The organism is Rhizobium sp. NFR03 (assembly GCF_900111275.1).
GTDB lineage: Bacteria > Pseudomonadota > Alphaproteobacteria > Rhizobiales > Rhizobiaceae > Ferranicluibacter.
In genome coordinates this window covers 71,066-90,811 of record NZ_FOGR01000004.1, presented here as the reverse complement: position 1 = coordinate 90,811, position 19,746 = coordinate 71,066, and the positions used below count along the sequence as shown (strand labels likewise).

Genomic DNA, 19,746 nt, shown 5'->3' with positions numbered 1-19,746 from the left:
CCCGTCACAGCAGCCAGTCGAGCGAGGTCGTGAGACGGGCTGTGGCATCCTGTTCGAACCAGGCGCCGTGCGCGAAGACGACGCGCTCGGGCGCAAGCGCAACAAGGCGGCGTGCCGCATTGCGCGGTGCTTCGCCCTTCTGCTTGATGACCCCGCGAAGATAGACGGGTGCGCGACCCTCAGGGGCCGTGACACCCGCAATGCGGCCGAGGATGCGGCCGGGCAGGGAGAGCTTGGACGGTTCCATATTCTGCACGAGGTCGGTCAGGATCAGCGTACCGCTCGGCCGATGAAAGAAGCAGACCTCGCAGAAACCGCCACCGCCATCCACGAAGATCTGCTCGATCTCATCCGCCCATGGCGTTTTCGCGTCCCGATCAAGTTCATGGTCAAGTCGTACAGACGACCGCTTGACCTGCGTGCGATCCTTCAATCCGGGTGCTGCCCAGGTCGCCGCATCGGGAACTCGGCCCTGCCACTCTTCCAGAAATGTCCAGTGCGCGCTGTTCGGCGCGACGAAGTGGCTGATGCGGCCCAGCGCGTCCATTTGCCGGTGCAGCATGGCAAAGAACTGCGTCGGGGAGTGAACCCAGAGCGAACCGTCCGCCAGCCGTACGATCGTCATCCGAACGGGGAGCGGGATGATCCCCATCGCCATCAGCGGACCGCTATCGACAATCCAGACGTTCTCGGCGATCTGCTTCGGCCGGTCGAGCGGCGGATAGGTGTTCTGCTTGGGTGGCATGGCGCGTCCTTTCTTTGCGCCACAACCGCCCCGGAGCCGGCGGGTTCCCTCGAACATGCCGCAGCGCTCACGAAAGCTGCAGCGTCTCCATCAGAGGGTGTCGTCAGGCGACGATGCGCAGCCGCGCCTTGTGATAGGTAAAGGCGGAAAGGAGCTGCCGGAGGGCCGTCGTCTGCGTCGCCAGTTCCACGCTCGCGGCTGTGCTCTCCTCCGCCATGGCCGCGTTCTGTTGCGTCGCCTGGTCCATGGCGTTGACGGCAATGTTGATCTCGCGCAGGCCGACGGCCTGTTCGCGTCCCGCCTGCACGATCGCGGCGATGTTGACGTCGATCTGCGTGACCTTGCTCACGATTTCCTCGAGCGCGCGCCCGGTTTCTCCGACAAGATCCACGCCGTTGCGAACGATCCCGTTCGACGCGGCAATCAGCGCGTTGATCTCCTTGGCGGCCTGTGCCGAACGCTGCGCCAGCTCGCGGACCTCTTGCGCGACCACCGCAAAGCCGCGACCCGCCTCTCCGGCACGCGCGGCTTCGATGCCGGCATTGAGGGCAAGCAAGTTCGTCTGGAACGCGATTTCGTCGATAACGCCGATGATATTGGTGATCGATTGAGACGATGCTGCGATCTCGGCCATCGCCGAGACGGCCCGCTCAACGAGGGCACCGGACCGCTCGGCGCCGCTGCGGGTCTGGTTTACAAGGCTGCCGGCCTCCTGCGCGCGGGCACTGGTGTCGTTGACAGTGGTGGTGATCTCCTCCAGCGCGGCTGCGGTCTCCTCCAGACTTGCCGCATTCTGCTCCGTGCGGCGCGACAGGCTGCCGGCGTTCTGGCTGATCTCGCGGGAGCCGTCGGCGATGGCCGCCACGCTGATATCGATGTTCTCCATCGTGTTGCGCAACTGCGCGAGCGTTGTATTGAAGTGATGTCGCAGCTCTTCCATCGAAGGCACGAAAGCGCGGTCCAGGGTCGAGGTGAGATCGCCATTCGACAGCGCCTTCATCGCCGCCCCGATCTCGCCGATGGCGCTCATGCGCTCGGTCACATCGGTTGCGAACTTCACCACCTTGCACACCTTGCCGCTGGAATCGAGGATCGGGTTGTAGGCGGCCTGGATCCAGACCTCTTTTCCCCCTTTGCCGACACGGACGAATTCGTTGGCAATAAACGTGCCGCCGGCGAGCTGCGCCCAGAAGGTCTTGTATTCAGGTGTTGCAGCATAGTCGGTGCGGCAGAACATGCTGTGATGCCGCCCGACGATTTCGCCCAGCGCATATCCCAGCGTCTTGCAGAAATTATCGTTCGCCGTGATGATCTCACCGGTCGGGTAGAATTCAATAACCGCTTGCGAGCGGGAAATAGCCTCCAGCTTTCCCGCGTCCTCGATCGCCTTCTCCTTCGCAGCCGTGATGTCGGCTGCAAACTTGACAACCTTGTAAGGCTTGCCGCTTTTCATCACAGGATTATAGGTCGCCTGGATCCAGATCGCTCGACCGCCCTTCCCAATGCGTCTATAGGCGCCGGCATCGAACGTGCCGCTCGCAAGACGTTTCCAGAATGCGGCATAGTCCGCAGACCGGACCGTTTCCGGATCGCAGAAAAGACTGTGATGTTTTCCGACGATCTCCTCGATCGTGTAGCCGAGCGCCCGGCAGAAGTTCTCGTTCGCCCGAAGGATGTTCCCCTCAAGGTCGAACTCTATGATGGCCTGCGATTTTGAAAGCGCATCCGAAATGTCGGATCCCCAGCCTGCGCCTTTTTTCAATCCAAACATGTGTCCCGCTCTTTTCTCGGCTTCGTTTTCTTCAGCTCGGCGCGTTGCTCCCGCCCGCCGATGATTGGTTCCGGCCCCGCTCCCGGTTTGCCGAACAGGTAGCCCTGGGCATGCGCGCAACCTTCGTCGACGATCATGCTGTACTGCGCTTGGGTCTCGATGCCTTCCGCCGTGACGGGGAGATCGAGGCTGCGGCCGAGGCTGACGACGGCGCGCACGATAGCGCGTGCATTGGCGTCGTGATCCATGTCGGCGATGAAGCTGCGGTCGATTTTCAGCCCGTCGAAAGGGAAGGACTGGAGATTGCTCAGGGAGGAGTAGCCCGTGCCGAAGTCGTCCATGACGACCTTGACGCCGAGCGCCTTGATCTGCCGCAGGATATCGAGCGTTGCGACTCGATCCTTCAGCAGCGCCGTCTCGGTGATTTCGAGTTCCAGCCGTGCCGGCGCCAGACCTGTCGCGTCGAGGACGCCGGCGATGGAGCCGGCAAGGTTTGGAAGCCGGAACTGGACGGCGGACATGTTGACCGCGACTTTCAGCGCCGGGTCCCAGCCGGCAGCCTGTCGGCATGCCTCGCGCAGGACCCATTCGCCGATCGACAGGATAATGCCGCTTTCCTCTGCGATGGGAATGAAAACGTCCGGCGACACATTGCCCCGCGCCGGGTGGGACCAGCGCAACAGCGCCTCATAAGCAAGAATGGCGGCTTCATCGACCGACTGAATCGGCTGGAAAAGCAGGCGCAACTCGTTGCGGGAAATCGCTTGGCGCAGATCGCTTTCAAGCTGGCGCCGATCACGCCGCTCCTGGTCCATGGCGAGGTCGTAGAAGGCGTGCATGCCGCGCCCGCTCGCTTTCGCCCTGTAAAGCGCCACGTCGGCAGCCTGCGTCAGTGCATCGGCATCGGCACCGTCCTTCGGAAAAACGGCGATGCCGATGCTGACGCCGACGGCGGTCGGGTCGAGAGAGATGTTCATGCGTTCGCGGAAGGTGGTGCGGATACGTGCGGCAAGCGCGCCCGCACCTTCCGTATCGACACCCTCCGCCGTCAGAATGACGAATTCGTCACCGCCGATGCGCGCGACCGTGTCGCCGCCGCGGCAGCTGGCACGCAGGATTGCGGCAACGTCGCGCAGCACGCGATCGCCCTCGGCGTGGCCGAAAAGATCGTTCACCGCCTTGAACCGATCGAGATCGAGCGCAAGCAGCGCAAAGGGCTTTCCGGTTGCCGCACCGCACTCCAGCTGCGTTTGAAGGCTCTCCTGAAAAATCGAGCGGTTCATCAGGCCTGTCAGCATGTCGTGACGCGCAAGGTATTCCACCTTCTTTTGCACGGCACGCCTCTCGGTCAGGTCGCGCACTGCGATCACCTCCGAAGGGCGGCCACCATATTCGATGGTGTGCACGGCGACCTCGAAGATGCGGGTACTGTCGCCTGTGCGCGGCGAGGCTTCGACGGCTGATCGGCGTGGCAAGTCGATAGGTTGATCGTCGATCGCCGAGAGGAACTGATCCGCCCGACAGCCGACGAGATCGCCGTCCGCGCGATCGAGCATTGTGGAGAATTTTGTATTGACCTCGAGGATGACACCGTCGCGCACGACGGCAAGGCCATCGAGTGTGGAGTTGGCAAAGCCTTTGAGATCGACGAGATGCCGATCGATGATGACGCCGATGGCAGAGGAGACGAGAATGAGCAGCGTGACACCGGTGATCGCGCTCGTCAGCCAGACATTATCCGCCATGTCGATGACGACGGCCGGCAGCGTCGGGTCGGGCGTGATGATCGTGGCCGACATGGTGACGAAGTGGAGCGTACAGATGCCGAGGACGGCGCAGATCGCAGACGCAATGATCCTGATGTGGCCGCTCAACCGGGAAAAGAGGACGAGCGACAGAGCAAACAGCGCAAATGCGGCAACGGTCGCAACGACAATCGGGCCCCAGGCAAAGTTCAGATGCGCCTCCGCCCGAAGCCCTGCCATGCCGACGAAATGCATGGCGGCGACCGTGATGGTCATGAGCCCCGCGGATGAGGCCATGGAGCCGGCGCCGATGAAGCCATGGCGGATGGCGAGCCAGAAGCCGATAACGGCTATGGCGGCGGAGAGTGTCGTAAATATCAGATCGAATCGCAGCGCGACCGTCCCCTCATACGCCAGCATGGCCACGAAATGCGTGGCCCAGACGCTGAGGCCCGCCGAAAAGGCAGCAACGAGACGCCAGTTTCGGCGCCGACTTGCGGTGCTCTCCTCCGCGCGCAGGACGAGGTGATAGAAAGCCAGCATGCCAAGAAGCGCGATCAAGCCTGATATGACCGTGATCGACAGGTCGTGCCGGTCCGTGACGCATTCGAGGACGGTGAACATCTACATCGCTTTCCTTGGTCCACATCTCAACATCGTCGTCTTTGCTCGGCCTATTGAACGAGCACGGGATTTGCGCAATCGACCTGGGTGACGCGGACATCCGCTTCCCCGATGCGGACGCCGGCAACGGCCAGAATTCGCTCGAGAAGTGCGTCAATACTGGGTGTGACGGCGCCCAGCGTTTTCGCCAGCGCAGCCTGCACCACCTTGTCCGTCATGAGAGAGAGAAGTGGCAGCCGGATTTCCGCTTCGAGATCGGCTAGAAGTGATTGGGTCAAGGACGTAAGAAGGCCGCTCGATGAGACGTTCTTTGTTGAACCGACTGCGATATCCCCTGGCGTAAACGTCAGCTTCTTGACCTGTGCACTACCGACATTGACGGAAGCCAGACCCTCGACCGTGAGAAGACCTGAATCGACCAGCTTTGCCTTGGTCACCCTGGGCGACGATCCGAAATTCTTGAGTGCTGCTGCATCGACCTGGCCGATCGAAACCTCGGCCACGCCGGGAACGGTGTCGATCACGACGGTCGCATTGTTCGGCTTGCCACCATGACACTGGATGCTGGCGAGCTTCGCTTCGGCATGCGCCACTTCGATATAGAGCGGCAGACTGATCCTGATTCCGAGGAGGTCCGCCAGACCGTCGATCTTGATGGCCATGGCGACGCGAACCTGAGCGGTGCGAACGGCGAGCCCCGGTTCGCCAACGCGATGAAGCGGCGTGCCAATGGCCGGCTCGCCGACTGCAAGCGCGAGCTCGACCGAGCCGAGGCCGGGAAGATCAAGCTTGGTATCGACCTTCACCAGCTCGGCACCGTTGGCGAGAGCCGCGCTCGACTGCAGGAGATCGAGCACGCCGACCTTGATGCCGAGCCCCGTGGGCGCATCGACGCGCGGATGTCCCTTGTTGCCGAGATCGACGAGACGGGCGAGCGAGAAACGCTTCCCGTTTGCCGGCAGCGATTGCCGAATCTTCGACACGAGCGTGGCCGTGCTGGACGTCAGTCCGCCATGACGCAGGATCGCTGTCATGAGTTGCGGCACGGTGATTTCCGTCGCGAGAATCTCGTCATAGGTAACGGTCGTCAGGTTAAGATCGGCCGCAAGACCACGCGTCAATTGAAAAAGGTCGATATCCGTCGTCGCCAATGCACGGTAGTCCACGGCTTTCAATTCGAGCGTGGTGCCGAGCATCTTCCCGAGAATGGCGTTTAGAAGTCCGCCTTCAAGGCTTGCAAGGCGCGATCCGATAGAGAAGGCAGCGGTTTTGGTCATGGCCGCCGTGCCGACAGCCGACATGACCGGCGCCGTCGTGAACATCGAGGCGAAGAACAGGGTTCCCGGTTGCTCGACGGTGACGCGCACCGCATCGTTTGGTGCCGCACCCGGTTGAAACCGCTGATCGACGCCGAGAGCAGCGTTGGCGACATAGCGACCCTTTTCGAGGGCTACACGACCGGTGGTGCCTGTTATGGCAACGTCAGGAATGACCGCGCCACTCGCCGCCTTCCATCCTTCCGGAGTTTTCAGGACGAGATTCAGACCGTTGTTCTCGATATGCGACAGAGCCGCTGCTTCTGCGTGAGCCATATCGGACGCCACCGCGATCGCAGTGAGATCTGCTGCCACCTGCATCTGCCGTCTCTCCAGCGTCAGGTGGCCATAATCGACGCCGATGGCGACCACGCCGATGCAGGCGGGAAGGACGAGCGCCGTCATGACGGCGACGTTACCATCGATCCTGGATCTGAAAGTCTGCGCTTTTTGGTTGATGCGGGTAAACATCACGCGCCGCCGATCCGGATCGTCGCGGAGCGTGCGATGATGGTATCCGGCAAGGCGAAGGTCATGAGGTTCCAGATGGGAAGGTCGCTCGCGTCATAGGTGAGCTTTACGGTGAACTGATTCGGGCGAACTTTGTCGTCTTCAACCAGGACGTTCAGCTTCTTCTGGTTGATGAGTGCAAACTCGCCTGGCTTCATCGAGCCAATGTAAGCAGATGCCAAGGCATTCCGTTCGCTTGCCGAGAGGCCTGCAATCGCGGCGCGGGCCGTATCCGCAGCGATCTGCTGGACGGAGTGCGTGGCCCCGAGATAGAGGCCCCATGCAACCATCGTGAACATAACGCCCAGAAACAACGGCGCAATGAAGGCGAATTCGATCGCAGCGACGCCAGAAGCACGACGCGTCAAACGTGACATGATCGACATCACGGGACCTCTTATTTTACTGTTAAACCAAGCCCCCTTGGTTCTCCGTAAGGTTGCACTTAAAAACCTAACGAGACGTTAATTTACGCTCCCTACATCTTTGTCCATTTCGTACACTTCTATCTGGGGTATTTATCTTTCAGCCGCACCGCGGCACGTTCCTTCGCGACGTTTTTGCCCTTCCTATAGACTAGGGGCATTTGCGCGTTGTCTTCAGTCGGTGTCGCTAATGCGCGTGTGATTGCAACGTAGTAGTGGGTTGTAGAGCATCTTGGCATCAGAGGTGCAGCTTTAGCGCGTATGCATATTCAGTGCCTTGGCCCATTAGGCATGCAAGCGGCGGGGATGGGCAAAGTGCCAGCGCGACCGCGATCCGTGACACTCCTCTCAAGCGAAGATACCACTTCCTGATCGAGCGGCGTGCCTTCAGGGCATATCTCTCCCAAGCCACTGCGCCACCTCGGCGATCATCTGCAAAGGCTTTCATCTGATGCGTAAATGTTATTGTATGATGATTGGAAATCTGATGTACTTAGCCTCGTTGAATTTATGAGGTTCGGGCGATGGTCCGCAGGGTGGGGAGGCGTAAATGAGAAGACCGCGCGACCGCATCGCCCTGCTGACCACAGCGACTGGCAGCGACGTTTCGGTCAAGCGTCCGCGTGTCCAGAAAAACGTGACGCGCTCGCTCGCTTCCGATATCTGCGCCGACCTTTTTCCGCCGAACGGCATGCTTCCGACCGAGAACGAACTCTGCATCCGCTACAGCGTCAGCCGGACCGTCATTCGGGAATCGCTGAAGATCCTGGAGTCCAAGGGCATGGTGCAAGGGCGCTCGCGGATCGGAACCCAGATCTGCCCGCGTGAGGCGTGGAACCTGCTCGACCGGCAGGTTCTGGAATGGATCGGCCCGCGCATCTTTGATCTGGATCTCCTCCAGTCCATCCTCGAAGCGCGCCGCGCCATCGAGCCCTTTGCTGCGGAACTGGCGGCCGAGCGGGCGACCGTGCAGGATATCGCGGAAATCGAGAGCGCCTGGCAGCGCATGCAGGAGGCCGAAGGCGATGTGGAAGCCTTCACGGCGGCTGACGTGGCCTTTCACACCAACCTCATGAGGGCGAGCCACAATCAGGTCTTCATGCAGCTGTCGAGCATCATTCAGGCAGCACTCGAATTCGCCCTTCATGCTTCCAACGAGGCTGTCGATGCCCGGGGCGAAGCCGTTGATATCCACCGCGCGCTGATCGAGGCCCTGAGAGTGCGGAACAAGGCTGCCGCGCGGGACTGTTCGACGCGCATGCTCGACCTTGCGGCCCGCGATCTGGCAACAGCGCTGCGAAAGCATCCGCGGACGCCGTCGTCCTGACCATCTCCTTCTCACCCAACCACCCGTCACTTATGAGACAGAGCCTATGAAAATTACGAAGCTGACCACCTACATCGTGCCTCCGCGCTGGATGTTCCTGAAGATCGAGACCGACGAGGGCATCACCGGCTGGGGTGAACCCGTGGTCGAGGGCCGTGCACTGACCGTTCAGGCCGCCGTTCACGAACTCGAGGATTACCTGATCGGCAAAGACCCGTTCCTGATCGAGGACCACTGGAACGTCATGTATCGCGGCGGCTTCTACCGCGGCGGCGCGATCCACATGAGCGCCATCGCCGGCATCGATCAGGCGCTTTGGGACATCAAGGGCAAGGCGCTCGGCCAACCGATCCACTCGCTGCTCGGCGGGCAGGTTCGCGACAAGATCAAGGTCTATTCCTGGATCGGCGGCGACCGCCCGAGCGACGTCGCCAACAATGCACGCGAGGTCGTTGCCCGCGGCTTCAAGGCCATCAAGCTGAACGGCTGCGAAGAAATGCAGATCGTCGATAGCTGGGACAAGGTCGAGCGCGCCGTCGAGACGATCGCCATCATCCGCGAGGCGATCGGCCCGCATGTCGGCATCGGCGTCGATTTCCACGGCCGCGTGCACCGGCCGATGGCGAAGGTCCTGGCCAAGGAGTTGCAGCCCTACAACCTGATGTTCATCGAGGAACCTGTTCTCTCGGAGAATCGTGAGGCGCTGAAGGAGATTGCCAACCATTGCTCGACGCCGATCGCGCTCGGTGAACGGCTTTACTCGCGCTGGGACTTCAAGCAGGTCCTCTCCGACGGCTATGTCGATATCCTTCAGCCGGACCTTTCGCATGCCGGCGGTATTACCGAATGCCGCAAGATCGCGGCAATGGCCGAAGCCTACGATGTGGCGCTGGCCCCGCATTGCCCGCTCGGCCCCATTGCGCTCGCTGCCTGCCTGCAGGTCGACGCCGTCAGCTACAATGCCTTCATTCAGGAGCAGAGCCTCGGCATCCACTACAACAAGGGCAACGATATTCTCGACTACATCTCCAACAAGGAGGTCTTCCACTACGAGGATGGCTTCGTTTCCATCCCGCAGGGCCCGGGCCTCGGCATCGAGGTCGATGAGGAATATGTGATTGCCCGCGCCGCCGAAGGCCATCGCTGGCGCAACCCGCTGTGGCGCCATTCCGACGGCAGCGTTGCCGAGTGGTAGTCGACTGATTTGCGGAGGCGCTGAGACGGAGAAGATGGTCTCCCGACGGCGCCTCCTCTTCGGCCCATGGCGGAATATCCGTTTCCGGACCGTCAAACCTCGTGATATGCGCGGTCGAAGTAGAAGAGCGCCTGCCCATCCGCGCGGGTAGCTGTAGAAACCACGCGGCAGAAAAGCACATCATGCGTGCCTTGCGAGACCGTGTTTTCGATCACGCAATCAAACGAGACCAGCGCGTCGTCCAGCGCGGGAGCCCCTGTCGTCAGAACCGACCAGTTGGCGGTGGCGAACCGCTCGGCTGCCGGTGTCTTTCCGCCGAAAAGTTGTGATAGGGCCTGGTGACCGGCGTTCAGCGTGTTGACGCAGAGCACCTTGTTGGTCGTTACGGCACCGTAGACCGAGGCTGACCGGTTGAGGCAGACGAGCAGCGTCGGCGGATCGTCGGTCACGCTGCAAACGGCGGTCGCGGCAAAACCGGTGCGCCCGCCCGGTCCATCGGTCGTGATGATGTTGACGGCGGCCCCGAGCTTCGCCATCGCACCGCGGAAGAGTGTGCGCCGGGTGTCATTGTCCGCGATATCAGTGAAATCCGTGCGGCTGGAAACGGCGATGCTCATGGTGCGCTGGCTTTCGTGTCGTCCGGACGTTCAAGAAACTCAAGAAGTCGCTGATTGAACGGGTCGGGATCGACCACGTTGACCGCGTGACCGCCATGATCGACAAGGTCCAGCACGGCATTTGGAAGCCCCTCGACCAGCCGGTTCGAGCGTGTCCAGGGGACTAGAAGGTCGTCCTTCGTCGCCATCACCAGCGTTTCGTGGGTGATGTCCGCAAGTCTGTCGTCGATATCGAAGGCACGAAGGGCCGCGATGCGGCGCAGAATATTCGTCCTGCCCTGAAAATGCGCTATGCCATGTGCCTCGTCCGCTGCCATGCGTTCCGGCCTCTCAGCCATCCACACAGCGGGATAGAGGAACAGCGGTTGCGCCTTGATGAAGGCGGGAATGCCGGACTTTTCGAGAAGCTCGATGCGGATGTCGAAGCAGCGACCGGAATGCGGATCAGCCTTGCTCCACGCATTGATCAGGACGAGCCGATCGATGCGGCTCGGCTGACGAAGCGCGATATCGAGCCCGATCAAGCCACCGAGGGCGTGACCGACGAAATCGACCTTGTCGATACCGAGCGCGTCCAGAATCTTCAGCACGTCATCCGCCATCGCGCCGATGCCGCCGGCCTCCGGCACATCGCCGCCTGTGCGGCCCGTGCCCCGGTGATCGTAGGTCACGACGCGGACGTGAGGGGCGAGTGCCGGTATCTGATCCGCCCAGTAGGCGCCCGACCCGCCAAGCCCCGAAGATAGCAGCACGGTACGGGCGTCCGCATCCGTGCGGCCGTGAAGTTCGAAATGCATGGAACCGCCCCTTTTCATGCCGGGCCCGATGGCGAAGTGGTTCGGCCTGCCTCAGCCGATATGGGCGATGGTCGCGATTTCGATCAAAGCGTCCGGCTTCACCAGACCGCACTGGATGCAGAACCGGGCCGGCTTGTCGCCGGGGAAATACTCGGCATAGACGGCATTGACGGCCTGATAGTTCGCCCAGTCGGTAATAAAGATGTGGTTCATCGTCACGTCATCCATCGTGCCGCCGGCTGTCTCGATCACCGACTTGATGGTTTCGAGCACATGCCGGGTCTGCGCGCCGGCGTCGCCGACGTGAACCACATCGTTGTTCTTGTCGAAGGGCAATGTGCCGGAGACATAGACAACGCCATCGGCAAGCGTGCCGGGAGAAAACGGGGCGATCGGCTTGTGTGTGCCTTCAGGGACGATGATGGATTTCGGCATGGTGTCTCCTTGGTCGAGCGGAATGGTTGCGCGTGAAAGGTTCAGGCCTGATCGGGTGCGACTTGCGAAATCGCGCCGCAGAAATCGTTGACGGTGGAAACCCAGCCGAAGAATTTCTCGACGTTGTAAACCGTCGCCTGCTGTATGAACTCCGGTCCGAGATGATGCGTCGCATCTTCCAGCATGACGCCAAAATATTCGAGGTGGAAAGCGTCACGGAGCGAGCTTTCCACGCAGACATTGGTGGCTATACCAACGAAGACCAGATTGCGGATGCCGCGGGCCCGCAACACGCTGTCCATGTTGGTATTGAAAAAACCGCTATAGCGCGTTTTCGGCACGAGGATATCGCCTGGCTGCGGCTGCAATTCATCCACGATGGCGTAATCCCAGGTGCCCTTGGCGAGAAGCTGGCCTTGCAGTTCCGGTTTTGCACGCATGGTCTTCAGTGCGTTGGACTTGTGCCAGTTCGGCGAACCCGGGCCGCCGGCCTCGACATAGTCCTTGTCCCAGCCGTTCTGGAAGTAGACGACGAGCACACCGGCCGCACGGGCAGCGTCCAGCGTCTTCTTGATGTTGGCGATGGTGCCTTTGGCTCCGGCGATGTCGAAGCCCGCGAGATCGACATAGCCACCCTCTGTGGAATAGGCATTCTGCATGTCGACGACGACAACGGCCGTTTCGTTCGGCTTGAGGCTGATCGGCTCCGGGCGTGCCGGAACGGTTACGCTTTGCACGTGGCGGCGGGGCAGCTGGTAACCGGCGGTGGTCAGGGTTTCGCTCATTGTGCAGCCTCCATGGTCATCGTCTTGACATGCTGGCGGCAGGCCATCAACGGCTGAATACGCGTCCCGAAATCCTCGACGCCCTTCAGGAAGTCATCGAAGGTGAGCAAGACCCCGCCGGTTCCGGGAACGGTGGGCACTTCGTCCAGCAGTCGAGCGACCGTTTCATAAGAGCCGACCAGCGTTCCCATGTTGATGTTCACGGCGGAAACCGGATCGGCCATCTGGCGGACATTGGTATCCGTGCCGGAGCGCGTGTCAGCTGCGCCCTGAATGCCGAGCCATTGGATCGCTTCCTGGTCCGCACCCGCCTTATAATGCTCCCACTTGGCGCGGGCGGCTTCGTCTGTTTCGTCCGCGATGATCATGAAGAGAACGAAGGACGAGACGTCCCGGCCTGTCTTCTCCGTTGCCGCGATCAGGCGTTCGGCGGCCGGCGCGAAAGCTTTCGGTGTGTTGACGCCGACGCCGAAGCAGAAATTATAGTCGGCATACTCTGCCGAGAAATCCATACCGGCGGTGGAGGAGCCGGCGCAGATGATCTTCATGTCGGCCTGCGGGCGAGGGGAGAGGCGGCAGTCGTCCATCTGGAAGAATTCGCCCTTGAGGTCGCTGCTTCCCGTTTCCCAAAGGTCGCGCAGCACGGTCGCATATTCCGCGAGATATTCGTAACGCTTGGAGAAGTATTCGTCGCCTGGCCACAGGCCCATCTGGGAGTATTCCGGACGCTGCCAGCCGGTGACGAGGTTGAGACCGAAGCGGCCGTTGGAAATGCTGTCGATGGTCGAAGCCATGCGTGCCACGATGGCAGGCGGCATGACGAGGCTGGCGGCCGTGGCGAACAGCTTGATGCGGGTGGTGACGGCTGCAAGGCCTGCCATCAGCGTGAAGGATTCCAGATTGTGATCCCAGAATTCCGTTTTGCCACCGAAGCCGCGGAGCTTGATCATGGAGAGCACGAAATCGAGGCCGTACTTTTCGGCCTTCAGGGTGATCTCCTTGTTCAGCTCGAAGGTCGGCTTGTACTGCGGAGCGTTTTCCGACAACAGCCAGCCATTATTGCCGATCGGGATGAAAATGCCTATTTCCACGGTGCGATCCCCTCGTTTTTGTCCGCTTGAACCCGGTCTCTCGGGTCCTTGTTGACAGCAAGCTGCACCGAAAAAAACCAATCTACCAGCAATAAATTTATCAAAAGGTCAAAAATTTATCGTCCGATAAAAATATGCCGAACATCTCGGCTGCCTGCTGAAACTTTCATCCGGTCACGCATATTTCGTGAGCAGTTCTCATCGGTGGCGGGAGGACGAAGGCGCTTGTTCACGGCGCGACTCAAGAACTGCGCGGGCAGTTACCCAACCTATTGCCGTTGCCGATCAAGACGAAGGAGAAGAAAGGTGGCCGGGAGGCTGTCAGGCTGCGCAGGGCCGCTCAGGCGAGGCGGTATCGACATGTTGTTGCCAGTGTCCGTGACAAATGGCAGGTGCGCGTGCGGCAACCTGTTATTGCTGCCCGATATCTGGTTGCCAGAAAGTTTGACAGCTCGGTATGCAAACATCCGTGCCGCTGTGCAGGAGCAGCGGGCACGGGGGGAGCCGTTCAGCTCTTCTTGCTTGAGGTTGCGGCCTTGACCTGCGAACCCAGTGTCGGCGCAGGAGCCGCGGCGGCCTTGTCCTTCTTGGGTTTGCGGGTTTCCTTGTTGCCGCGAACTTGACCTTTGGCCATGATGTCCTCCGAAAGTGTTTGCGGGGTCGGCTGGTCTACCAGACGAAACCCATGAGCGAGCAGTATGTGATGACGATCAACGACAGAACGGGCGTTGCCTTCACAAGGAAGAGAGCCGTCTGGGAAGCGACAGTTGGAACGAATGCGGTTGAAGTGGAAGACATGATGTCCTCCTTTGCTTGGGGCCAGGGTTTCATAACCCCGAGCGGCAGCGCCCGCATCATGTGCTGCCGAAGCCCTCATCTTGCGCCCATATCGCAGACTTGGCAATGGGTTGCGCATGCGCTGCGACCTGTCAAATCGCCTTTCGCGACGCGTTTCAGCGGCGGCCTGAAGCGCGTCGCGGTCTTTCAGGTTTTCGCTGCCGTAAACGGCGGCAAGACCTGCCTAGTATTTCTTCTTCCGAAAGATCTTGTTGCCTTTCGGACCGCTCGCAACCGGCGTTTTTTCCCGGTTTTCGGCCAGTAGCCCGCGCCAGCGCTCCAGGCGCGCGGCGTCCAGCGTGCCGCTTGCGATAGCTGCCTGAACGGCGCATCCCGGTTCGTGCTGGTGGGTGCAGTCTCGAAAGCGGCAAAGCGGTGCGAGTTCGGTGATTTCGGCAAACAGGGTGTCGATGCCGTCGGTGACGTCGCTCACATAGAGCGTCCGAATGCCCGGCGTGTCGATCACCCAGCCACCGCCAGCGATGGGGTGCAGCGAACGCGCGGTCGTCGTATGCCGACCTTTAGCATCGTGCTGGCGGATTTCTCCGGTCTTTTGCTGCGCTTCCGCGGTCGATCCCGCAAGCGTGTTGACCAGCGTCGATTTGCCGACGCCTGACGAGCCCACAAGGGCAACCGTTTCGCCGGGGCCGCACCAGGGAGCAAGTTTCAAATAAGCGTCGGGCGAGCGGGCGTTGAGAACCACGACCGGCAGATCCCTCTGGAGCGCGCGCGCTTGGGCTTCATAGGTCGCGGCATCCTCGACAGTATCGGCCTTGGTCAACACGATGACCGGCCGGCTTCCCGACTGGTTCGCCATGATGAGGTAGCGCTCGAGCCGCGCCGGATTGAAGTCGGCGTTGCAGGATGTGACGATGAACAGCGTATCGACATTGGCGGCTGCGAGTTGCTGCCCGTGACTGCCCTCTGTTCGCCGCTGGAGAACCGTCTTGCGGTCCAGCCGACGCACGAAGTCACCGTTCACACGCGATGCCAGCACCCAGTCGCCGACCGCAAAATCGGCGGTGTTCGTATTTGGCGGCAGAACGACATCGGCGGCGCCGTTCACATCGATCACGTCGACGCGCGAGCGATGGACGGAGGAGACGCGCAGAATATGCAGATCGCTTTCATCAGGCGCGAGTTGTTCGGCGAACGTGTCCGACCAACCAAGTCGCTTGAGGCGATCGGTTTCGCTGGAGGCCGTCACAGCCGCGTCCATGGATGCGTGAGCGATATCATATCCGGGCCTTCGGTGCTGGTTGCATATTTCGATATTGGACAAGGCGCAAATATGCGCCGCGTCCACTACCTATATGAACGAAGGTCGCTCGCCGGCAAGGCCGGAACGCGCCGCCAGCAACAATCACGCCAAACGGCCGCGAATGATCTCGAACGCGCAGAACCTTGCAGGCATGCGCTCACCGACGACGCCAAAGGACGCCGGTGCTCACGCAGTTTCGGGTTATCGCGGACTATCGATTATTTATTCTGGAGCAGCCAGATCTTGCCGGCCATGGTGATTTCATGCGGCGTTTCCAGCGGCGCGCTGTCAGCCTCGATCGCACGCAGCAGGCCCATGCCACGGAGTTCGTCGAGCGTCGTCGTCGTTACGAACTTTATCTTCTGCGGGCGTTCCTTGAAGCGGTCTGTCTTCGCATAGGTGATGGTGGCGTTTTCGTGCGTCCACTTCTTGGTCTCCTGCGGGAAGAGATTGCCGTCCTTGGCAAGCTTCAATCCGCGGATCTGCGTCGGCGTGAGTGTTAGAGCGGTCATTTCGGGTCCTTCAAGTGGGATATGCGCCCTCCCACATTCACATGGGCCACGATCTCTCGATCTCACGGGCACGGCAGGTGCAAGCGGTCACCCGCCAAAGAGAATGTACGTCATGCGTGTCTCGCGAAGCGCCCTTCGATCTCGCGTTATGGCGCCGATCGTCAGGGCATCGGCGGTCGAAGGCCTGCCGGATCTTCGGTCGGGCGCTGAAAGCTCCGACAACCGTGATCGATCAAGGGAGGGTGGCGCGTCGGCACGGCTTTTTCGGCACGGCGTAGGAAATTGGCAAATTCGGGATGGCGGCGCAACGCACCGCCATCGTCCGATTGCCAGGGCATCAACCCTGGCGGGCTTTACGTGCCGCATAACGGCGGTCGCGTTCGGCTTTGCGTGCTGCCTCGTCGGCCACAACGCGGGCAACGCGGTCGTTGACTTCTGCCTGGCGAGCTTCAGCTTCGGCGCGCTCGTTAGCCTCTGCAGCCGCAGCCGCTTCTGCGGCCTCAGCCATCAGGCGTTCATTCTCGGCCTTCTTCAGGGCTTCGCGCTCTGCGCGGCGCTCTTCACGAGCCTTTGCAGTCGCTTCGCGGGCCGCAAGCTGGGCCTGCATTTCAGGATCTGTCGGCTTGGGGGCTGCAGCAAACTTCGCGAGGAGCTGCTTCTTGGCTTCGATTGCCGTCTTGCGGCGTTCGTTGAAGCCATTGTCGTTCGGGTGTCTCAACGTGTCTTCCTTGTTCTACTTTCTCGATGGCAGCGAAGCTACCGCGTCTTTCTGCACTGACTGGATCTGCGACAGCCCACCAGTTGCGGGTCTGCGACCTTGCAAAGCCCGATGAGGGACCTGCCGTCGCATCATGCCTCAAATACGCGTCGGGCGAAAGAACATGCGCCGCTGGCAAAACCCGCCAACGCTGCCGATCGTGATTGTCAGCCGACGCAAAAAGGCCAGGCATCCGCCTGACCTTTCACCATCTAATGCTTCCCGAGCCGGTACATCCGCGGTCAAGGGGAGCGAAAGACTTAAGCCGCCTGGAGCGAACCAGCGGACATCTTGCCCGACTTGCGGTCCTTCTCAAGCTCGAAGCCGAGCTTCTGGCCTTCGACGATTTCGCGCATGCCAGCGCGTTCGACGGCCGAAATGTGAACGAAAACGTCAGCCGAGCCATCGTCAGGCTGAATGAAGCCGAAGCCCTTGGTGGCATTGAACCATTTTACGGTGCCTGTGGTCATGATAAACCCTTTCAGTGCAATATTCGTTGCCCATCATACGACGCATGACGGGATTTTTGTCGACTTTTGAGAGGGGATTTTATCACGTGGCGCGAGGCGCAGCAAAAAAAACGATCGGCAAACAAAGTATCGATGAGCATGTTTTATGGCAGGAGAGGCCGTTTGTCAAACGCTTCTGATCGGCTAGCTGCCACAACATGCCGGATAATCGGCAGTGGAGCGCTGAAATACTGCAGTAAACCTCCGCGATGTCAGCGTTGACGCCGTGCAAAGAGCGATCTGTGTGCGTTTTAGGCATTCAGATGATCTTGTCATGAAAATCGCTTGTGGACGCATGGAAAGCCGTGCGGATTCCGTCACGTCCGATCGAAATTGCTGATAGAGTCAGGTTTTCCATTCGACATGAGGATACGATCGATGGCGATCACCCCCCGCCGGCCCATGAGTGCCAAGGATGCAGCGGAAGCGCTGTTCAAACCCGTCAAGAAGCCGATTGCGCCGGCTGTGGAGCGCCAGGCTGTTCCGAAGACCCGCGAGATGGTCACCTTGAAGATCGACAGCGATGTCCTTGCGCATTTCCAGTCCGCTGGCCCCGGCTGGCAGGAGCGGATGAACGCGACACTGCGCGCCGCGATGAACGACAAGGGGTAGGATGCAGCCCTTGTGACGGGCTTCTGTGGTTGCGGGACCCAATGCAGGGGAGCGGGAGGAGAAGCCGTTCACTGCGCGCTCGCACTAGAACTGCACGGCAGGACATGAGAGGGGAGGAGAAGGCAGATGAAGAGCGGCGTATCCATTCTCGGTATTTTCGTAGCCGACACGGCCTATCTCGCCGCGCGGATGCCGATGGTCGGCGAGACGATCCGTGGCAGCGGGTTTGCGGTCGGGCCGGGCGGTAAGGGTTCGAACCAGGCGGTTGCGGCAGCACGTGCCGGTGCTGCGGTCTCCTTCATATCGAAAATCGGTCGCGACACATTCGGCGAACTCGCGCAGAAAACTTATGCAGATGCTGGCGTCACGCCGGTTCTGACCGTGATGGATACGGAGCCGACGGGAGCGGCCTTCATCTACGTCAACGAGATCAACGGCGATAACGCCATCATCGTCTATCCCGGCGCGGCCGGTACGATCGGTGTCGAGGATGTAGAGGCTGCCCGGGCGACCATCGAACGGTCTGCGATCTTCGTCACTCAGTTGGAACAGCCGGTGGCCGCCGCGCAGCACGCGCTCGATATCGCCCGGAGTGCTGGCGTCGTCACGGTTTTCAATCCTGCGCCCGCCGAAAGATTTCCCGACGAGCTCTATGCTTTGACCGACTACATCATACCCAACGAAACCGAGGCGTCGGCGCTTGTCGGTTTTGGTATCGAGACGATCGACGATGCGAGGCGCGCGGGGGATGCGCTCCTGAAGCGTGGCGCCGGGGCGGCCGTCATCACGCTCGGCGGTCGTGGCGTCCTTTTTCATTCACCGCATCAATCCGTGCACCTCCCGGTCTTCAGCGTCGGACAGGTGGTCGACACGACCGGGGCGGGGGATGCTTTCGTCGGCGGGTTTTCGGCAGCACTTTCGGCAGGTCGCAGCCCGTTGGAGGCCGTACGATTCGGCTGTGCTACGGCGGGCATTTCCGTTACGCGGCGCGGAACGGCGCCGGCCATGCCGTCGCGTGAGGAGATCGAGGCGGTTCTCGCCACAACGAAATGAGGCGGATTGTGCTGCTTTCGTTTTCTGCCTAGATTGAAGAAAACGAAAGGGAGGTCGTCGTGTTACTATCATCGCGTCAGAGCGAGATTATATCGATCGCGCGCGAGCAGGGCCGTGTTCTGGTCGAGGATCTCGCACTTCGGTTCTCCGTCTCGCCCCAGACGATCCGCAAGGACCTGAACGACCTTTGCGACACGCGCGCACTGACCCGCATTCACGGCGGGGCCGTCTTTCCGCGTGGCAACGAGAACGTGGAGTATGAAGAGCGCCGCTCCATGGCGGCGCTGGAGAAGCAGGCGATCGGGCGCGCCGCCGCTGCTCTCATTCCGGACAACGCATCTCTCTTCATCAATATCGGCACCACCACGGAGACAGTGGGCGACGCGCTTGTTGACCACAAATCGCTGATGGTGATTACCAACAATATCAATGTTGCCAACCGTTTGCGGGTTTATCCCCAGATCGAGGTGGTCATTGCCGGCGGTGTCGTGCGTGGATCGGATGGCGGCATTGTGGGTGAAGCGGCTGTCGATTTCATCCGTCAGTTCAAAGTCGATTTCGCCATCATCGGCGTCTCCGCCATCGATGAGGACGGCGCCTTGCTCGACTATGATTTTCGCGAGGTCAAGGTCGCTCAGGCGATTATAGCCAATGCGCGCCACGTCATCCTCGTCTCCGATTCATCCAAGTTCGATCGCACGGCTCCGGTTCGTATCGGACATATCTCCCAGGTCGATTCGTTCATCACCGATCGCTGCCCATCCGAGAGCATCCGAGCGCTTTGCCGGGAGCACAATGTCGAGCTGATGGAAACCGCCTGAT

21 protein-coding genes are annotated in these 19,746 nt (G+C 60.7%); 5 read left to right on the top strand and 16 right to left on the bottom strand.

Annotated elements, in window-relative coordinates; all coding sequences use genetic code 11:
• Window positions 1-4: 4 nt before the first annotated feature.
• The 5 genes from BSG19_RS13650 to BSG19_RS13630 form a co-directional block, all read right to left on the bottom strand.
• A complete protein-coding gene (locus BSG19_RS13650) occupies window positions 5-745 on the bottom strand; it encodes a DUF4336 domain-containing protein (protein ID WP_092988588.1) in 741 nt (246 codons plus the stop codon).
• 103 nt (window positions 746-848) lie between these two features.
• Window positions 849-2,516 carry a methyl-accepting chemotaxis protein gene (locus BSG19_RS13645; RefSeq protein WP_092988587.1) on the bottom strand — a complete coding sequence of 556 codons (1,668 nt, stop codon included), beginning with the start codon at window positions 2,514-2,516 and terminating at the stop codon, window positions 849-851.
• The gene (locus tag BSG19_RS13640) at window positions 2,504-4,885 is read right to left on the bottom strand and encodes a bifunctional diguanylate cyclase/phosphodiesterase (RefSeq protein WP_092988586.1); all 2,382 of its coding nucleotides are present in this window, start codon (window positions 4,883-4,885) and stop codon (window positions 2,504-2,506) included. Before BSG19_RS13640 ends, BSG19_RS13645 begins: the two co-directional genes overlap by 13 nt.
• Window positions 4,886-4,935: 50 nt before the next feature.
• Entirely contained in the window at window positions 4,936-6,672 is a 1,737-nt protein-coding gene (locus BSG19_RS13635; protein WP_092988585.1) for a pilus assembly protein TadG-related protein, read from the bottom strand.
• Entirely contained in the window at window positions 6,672-7,097 is a 426-nt protein-coding gene (locus BSG19_RS13630; RefSeq protein WP_092988584.1) for a TadE family protein, read from the bottom strand. The genes BSG19_RS13635 and BSG19_RS13630 overlap by 1 nt, the downstream gene beginning before the upstream one ends.
• 589 nt (window positions 7,098-7,686) lie before the next feature.
• Between BSG19_RS13630 and BSG19_RS13625 the strand changes: the two genes are divergently transcribed.
• Both BSG19_RS13625 and dgoD read left to right on the top strand, forming a co-directional pair.
• Entirely contained in the window at window positions 7,687-8,463 is a 777-nt protein-coding gene (locus BSG19_RS13625) for a FadR/GntR family transcriptional regulator (RefSeq protein ID WP_092988583.1), read from the top strand.
• Between the two features lie 46 nt (window positions 8,464-8,509).
• Window positions 8,510-9,658, top strand: coding sequence for a galactonate dehydratase (gene dgoD, locus BSG19_RS13620; RefSeq protein WP_092988582.1), 1,149 nt, complete (start codon window positions 8,510-8,512; stop codon window positions 9,656-9,658).
• Window positions 9,659-9,750: 92 nt separating this feature from the next.
• Here dgoD and BSG19_RS13615 read toward each other — a convergent pair whose 3' ends face one another.
• The 11 genes from BSG19_RS13615 to BSG19_RS13570 all read right to left on the bottom strand — a co-directional run bounded on the left by BSG19_RS13615 (window position 9,751) and on the right by BSG19_RS13570 (window position 17,220).
• Entirely contained in the window at window positions 9,751-10,194 is a 444-nt protein-coding gene (locus tag BSG19_RS13615) for a flavin reductase (RefSeq protein WP_244529277.1), read from the bottom strand.
• Window positions 10,195-10,271: 77 nt separating this feature from the next.
• A complete protein-coding gene (gene rutD, locus BSG19_RS13610; RefSeq protein WP_092988580.1) occupies window positions 10,272-11,072 on the bottom strand; it encodes a pyrimidine utilization protein D in 801 nt (266 codons plus the stop codon).
• A gap of 51 nt (window positions 11,073-11,123) precedes the next feature.
• Window positions 11,124-11,507, bottom strand: a complete 384-nt coding sequence (gene rutC / locus BSG19_RS13605) for a pyrimidine utilization protein C (RefSeq protein WP_062478621.1) — start codon at window positions 11,505-11,507, stop codon at window positions 11,124-11,126.
• 41 nt (window positions 11,508-11,548) lie between these two features.
• Window positions 11,549-12,292, bottom strand: a complete 744-nt coding sequence (rutB, locus tag BSG19_RS13600) for a pyrimidine utilization protein B (RefSeq protein ID WP_092988579.1) — start codon at window positions 12,290-12,292, stop codon at window positions 11,549-11,551.
• Entirely contained in the window at window positions 12,289-13,383 is a 1,095-nt protein-coding gene (gene rutA, locus BSG19_RS13595) for a pyrimidine utilization protein A (protein WP_092988578.1), read from the bottom strand. The genes rutB and rutA overlap by 4 nt, the downstream gene beginning before the upstream one ends.
• Before the next feature lie 508 nt (window positions 13,384-13,891).
• A complete protein-coding gene (locus BSG19_RS26510) occupies window positions 13,892-14,017 on the bottom strand; it encodes a hypothetical protein (protein WP_280142409.1) in 126 nt (41 codons plus the stop codon).
• 35 nt (window positions 14,018-14,052) lie between these two features.
• Window positions 14,053-14,181, bottom strand: a complete 129-nt coding sequence (locus BSG19_RS26505; RefSeq protein WP_280142408.1) for a hypothetical protein — start codon at window positions 14,179-14,181, stop codon at window positions 14,053-14,055.
• 223 nt (window positions 14,182-14,404) lie between these two features.
• Window positions 14,405-15,439, bottom strand: coding sequence for a ribosome small subunit-dependent GTPase A (gene rsgA, locus BSG19_RS13585; protein ID WP_092988576.1), 1,035 nt, complete (start codon window positions 15,437-15,439; stop codon window positions 14,405-14,407).
• 260 nt (window positions 15,440-15,699) lie between these two features.
• Window positions 15,700-15,993 (bottom strand): hypothetical protein, encoded by a 294-nt coding sequence (locus tag BSG19_RS13580; RefSeq protein ID WP_092988575.1) that lies wholly within the window; start codon window positions 15,991-15,993, stop codon window positions 15,700-15,702.
• 337 nt (window positions 15,994-16,330) lie between these two features.
• Window positions 16,331-16,711 carry a DUF6481 family protein gene (locus tag BSG19_RS13575; protein WP_092988574.1) on the bottom strand — a complete coding sequence of 127 codons (381 nt, stop codon included), beginning with the start codon at window positions 16,709-16,711 and terminating at the stop codon, window positions 16,331-16,333.
• Window positions 16,712-17,010: 299 nt separating this feature from the next.
• Window positions 17,011-17,220: a cold-shock protein gene (locus BSG19_RS13570; protein WP_062478651.1), complete on the bottom strand. Its 210-nt coding sequence runs from the start codon at window positions 17,218-17,220 to the stop codon at window positions 17,011-17,013.
• A gap of 417 nt (window positions 17,221-17,637) precedes the next feature.
• Between BSG19_RS13570 and BSG19_RS13565 the strand changes: the two genes are divergently transcribed.
• From BSG19_RS13565 to BSG19_RS13555, 3 genes are all read left to right on the top strand, one after another.
• Window positions 17,638-17,871, top strand: coding sequence for a BrnA antitoxin family protein (locus BSG19_RS13565; RefSeq protein WP_092988573.1), 234 nt, complete (start codon window positions 17,638-17,640; stop codon window positions 17,869-17,871).
• Window positions 17,872-17,997: 126 nt separating this feature from the next.
• Complete coding sequence (gene rbsK / locus BSG19_RS13560) at window positions 17,998-18,924, top strand: ribokinase (protein ID WP_092988572.1); 927 nt, start codon at window positions 17,998-18,000, stop codon at window positions 18,922-18,924.
• Between the two features lie 59 nt (window positions 18,925-18,983).
• The gene (locus BSG19_RS13555) at window positions 18,984-19,745 is read left to right on the top strand and encodes a DeoR/GlpR family DNA-binding transcription regulator (RefSeq protein ID WP_092988571.1); all 762 of its coding nucleotides are present in this window, start codon (window positions 18,984-18,986) and stop codon (window positions 19,743-19,745) included.
• Window position 19,746: the final 1 nt, after the last annotated feature.

Bases quoted from the DNA above. Each gene is read 5' to 3' on its own strand.
- BSG19_RS13650 (WP_092988588.1), bottom strand. From the start codon at position 745: ATGCCACCCAAGCAGAACACCTATCCGCCGCTCGACCGGCCGAAGCAG.
- BSG19_RS13645 (WP_092988587.1), bottom strand. From the start codon at position 2,516: ATGTTTGGATTGAAAAAAGGCGCAGGCTGGGGATCCGACATTTCGGAT.
- BSG19_RS13640 (WP_092988586.1), bottom strand. From the start codon at position 4,885: ATGTTCACCGTCCTCGAATGCGTCACGGACCGGCACGACCTGTCGATC.
- BSG19_RS13635 (WP_092988585.1), bottom strand. From the start codon at position 6,672: ATGTTTACCCGCATCAACCAAAAAGCGCAGACTTTCAGATCCAGGATC.
- BSG19_RS13630 (WP_092988584.1), bottom strand. From the start codon at position 7,097: ATGTCGATCATGTCACGTTTGACGCGTCGTGCTTCTGGCGTCGCTGCG.
- BSG19_RS13625 (WP_092988583.1), top strand. From the start codon at position 7,687: ATGAGAAGACCGCGCGACCGCATCGCCCTGCTGACCACAGCGACTGGC.
- dgoD (WP_092988582.1), top strand. From the start codon at position 8,510: ATGAAAATTACGAAGCTGACCACCTACATCGTGCCTCCGCGCTGGATG.
- BSG19_RS13615 (WP_244529277.1), bottom strand. From the start codon at position 10,194: ATGGCGAAGCTCGGGGCCGCCGTCAACATCATCACGACCGATGGACCG.
- rutD (WP_092988580.1), bottom strand. From the start codon at position 11,072: ATGCATTTCGAACTTCACGGCCGCACGGATGCGGACGCCCGTACCGTG.
- rutC (WP_062478621.1), bottom strand. From the start codon at position 11,507: ATGCCGAAATCCATCATCGTCCCTGAAGGCACACACAAGCCGATCGCC.
- rutB (WP_092988579.1), bottom strand. From the start codon at position 12,292: ATGAGCGAAACCCTGACCACCGCCGGTTACCAGCTGCCCCGCCGCCAC.
- BSG19_RS26510 (WP_280142409.1), bottom strand. From the start codon at position 14,017: ATGGCCAAAGGTCAAGTTCGCGGCAACAAGGAAACCCGCAAACCCAAG.
- BSG19_RS26505 (WP_280142408.1), bottom strand. From the start codon at position 14,181: ATGTCTTCCACTTCAACCGCATTCGTTCCAACTGTCGCTTCCCAGACG.
- rsgA (WP_092988576.1), bottom strand. From the start codon at position 15,439: ATGGACGCGGCTGTGACGGCCTCCAGCGAAACCGATCGCCTCAAGCGA.
- BSG19_RS13580 (WP_092988575.1), bottom strand. From the start codon at position 15,993: ATGACCGCTCTAACACTCACGCCGACGCAGATCCGCGGATTGAAGCTT.
- BSG19_RS13570 (WP_062478651.1), bottom strand. From the start codon at position 17,220: ATGACCACAGGCACCGTAAAATGGTTCAATGCCACCAAGGGCTTCGGC.
- BSG19_RS13565 (WP_092988573.1), top strand. From the start codon at position 17,638: ATGGCGATCACCCCCCGCCGGCCCATGAGTGCCAAGGATGCAGCGGAA.
- rbsK (WP_092988572.1), top strand. From the start codon at position 17,998: ATGAAGAGCGGCGTATCCATTCTCGGTATTTTCGTAGCCGACACGGCC.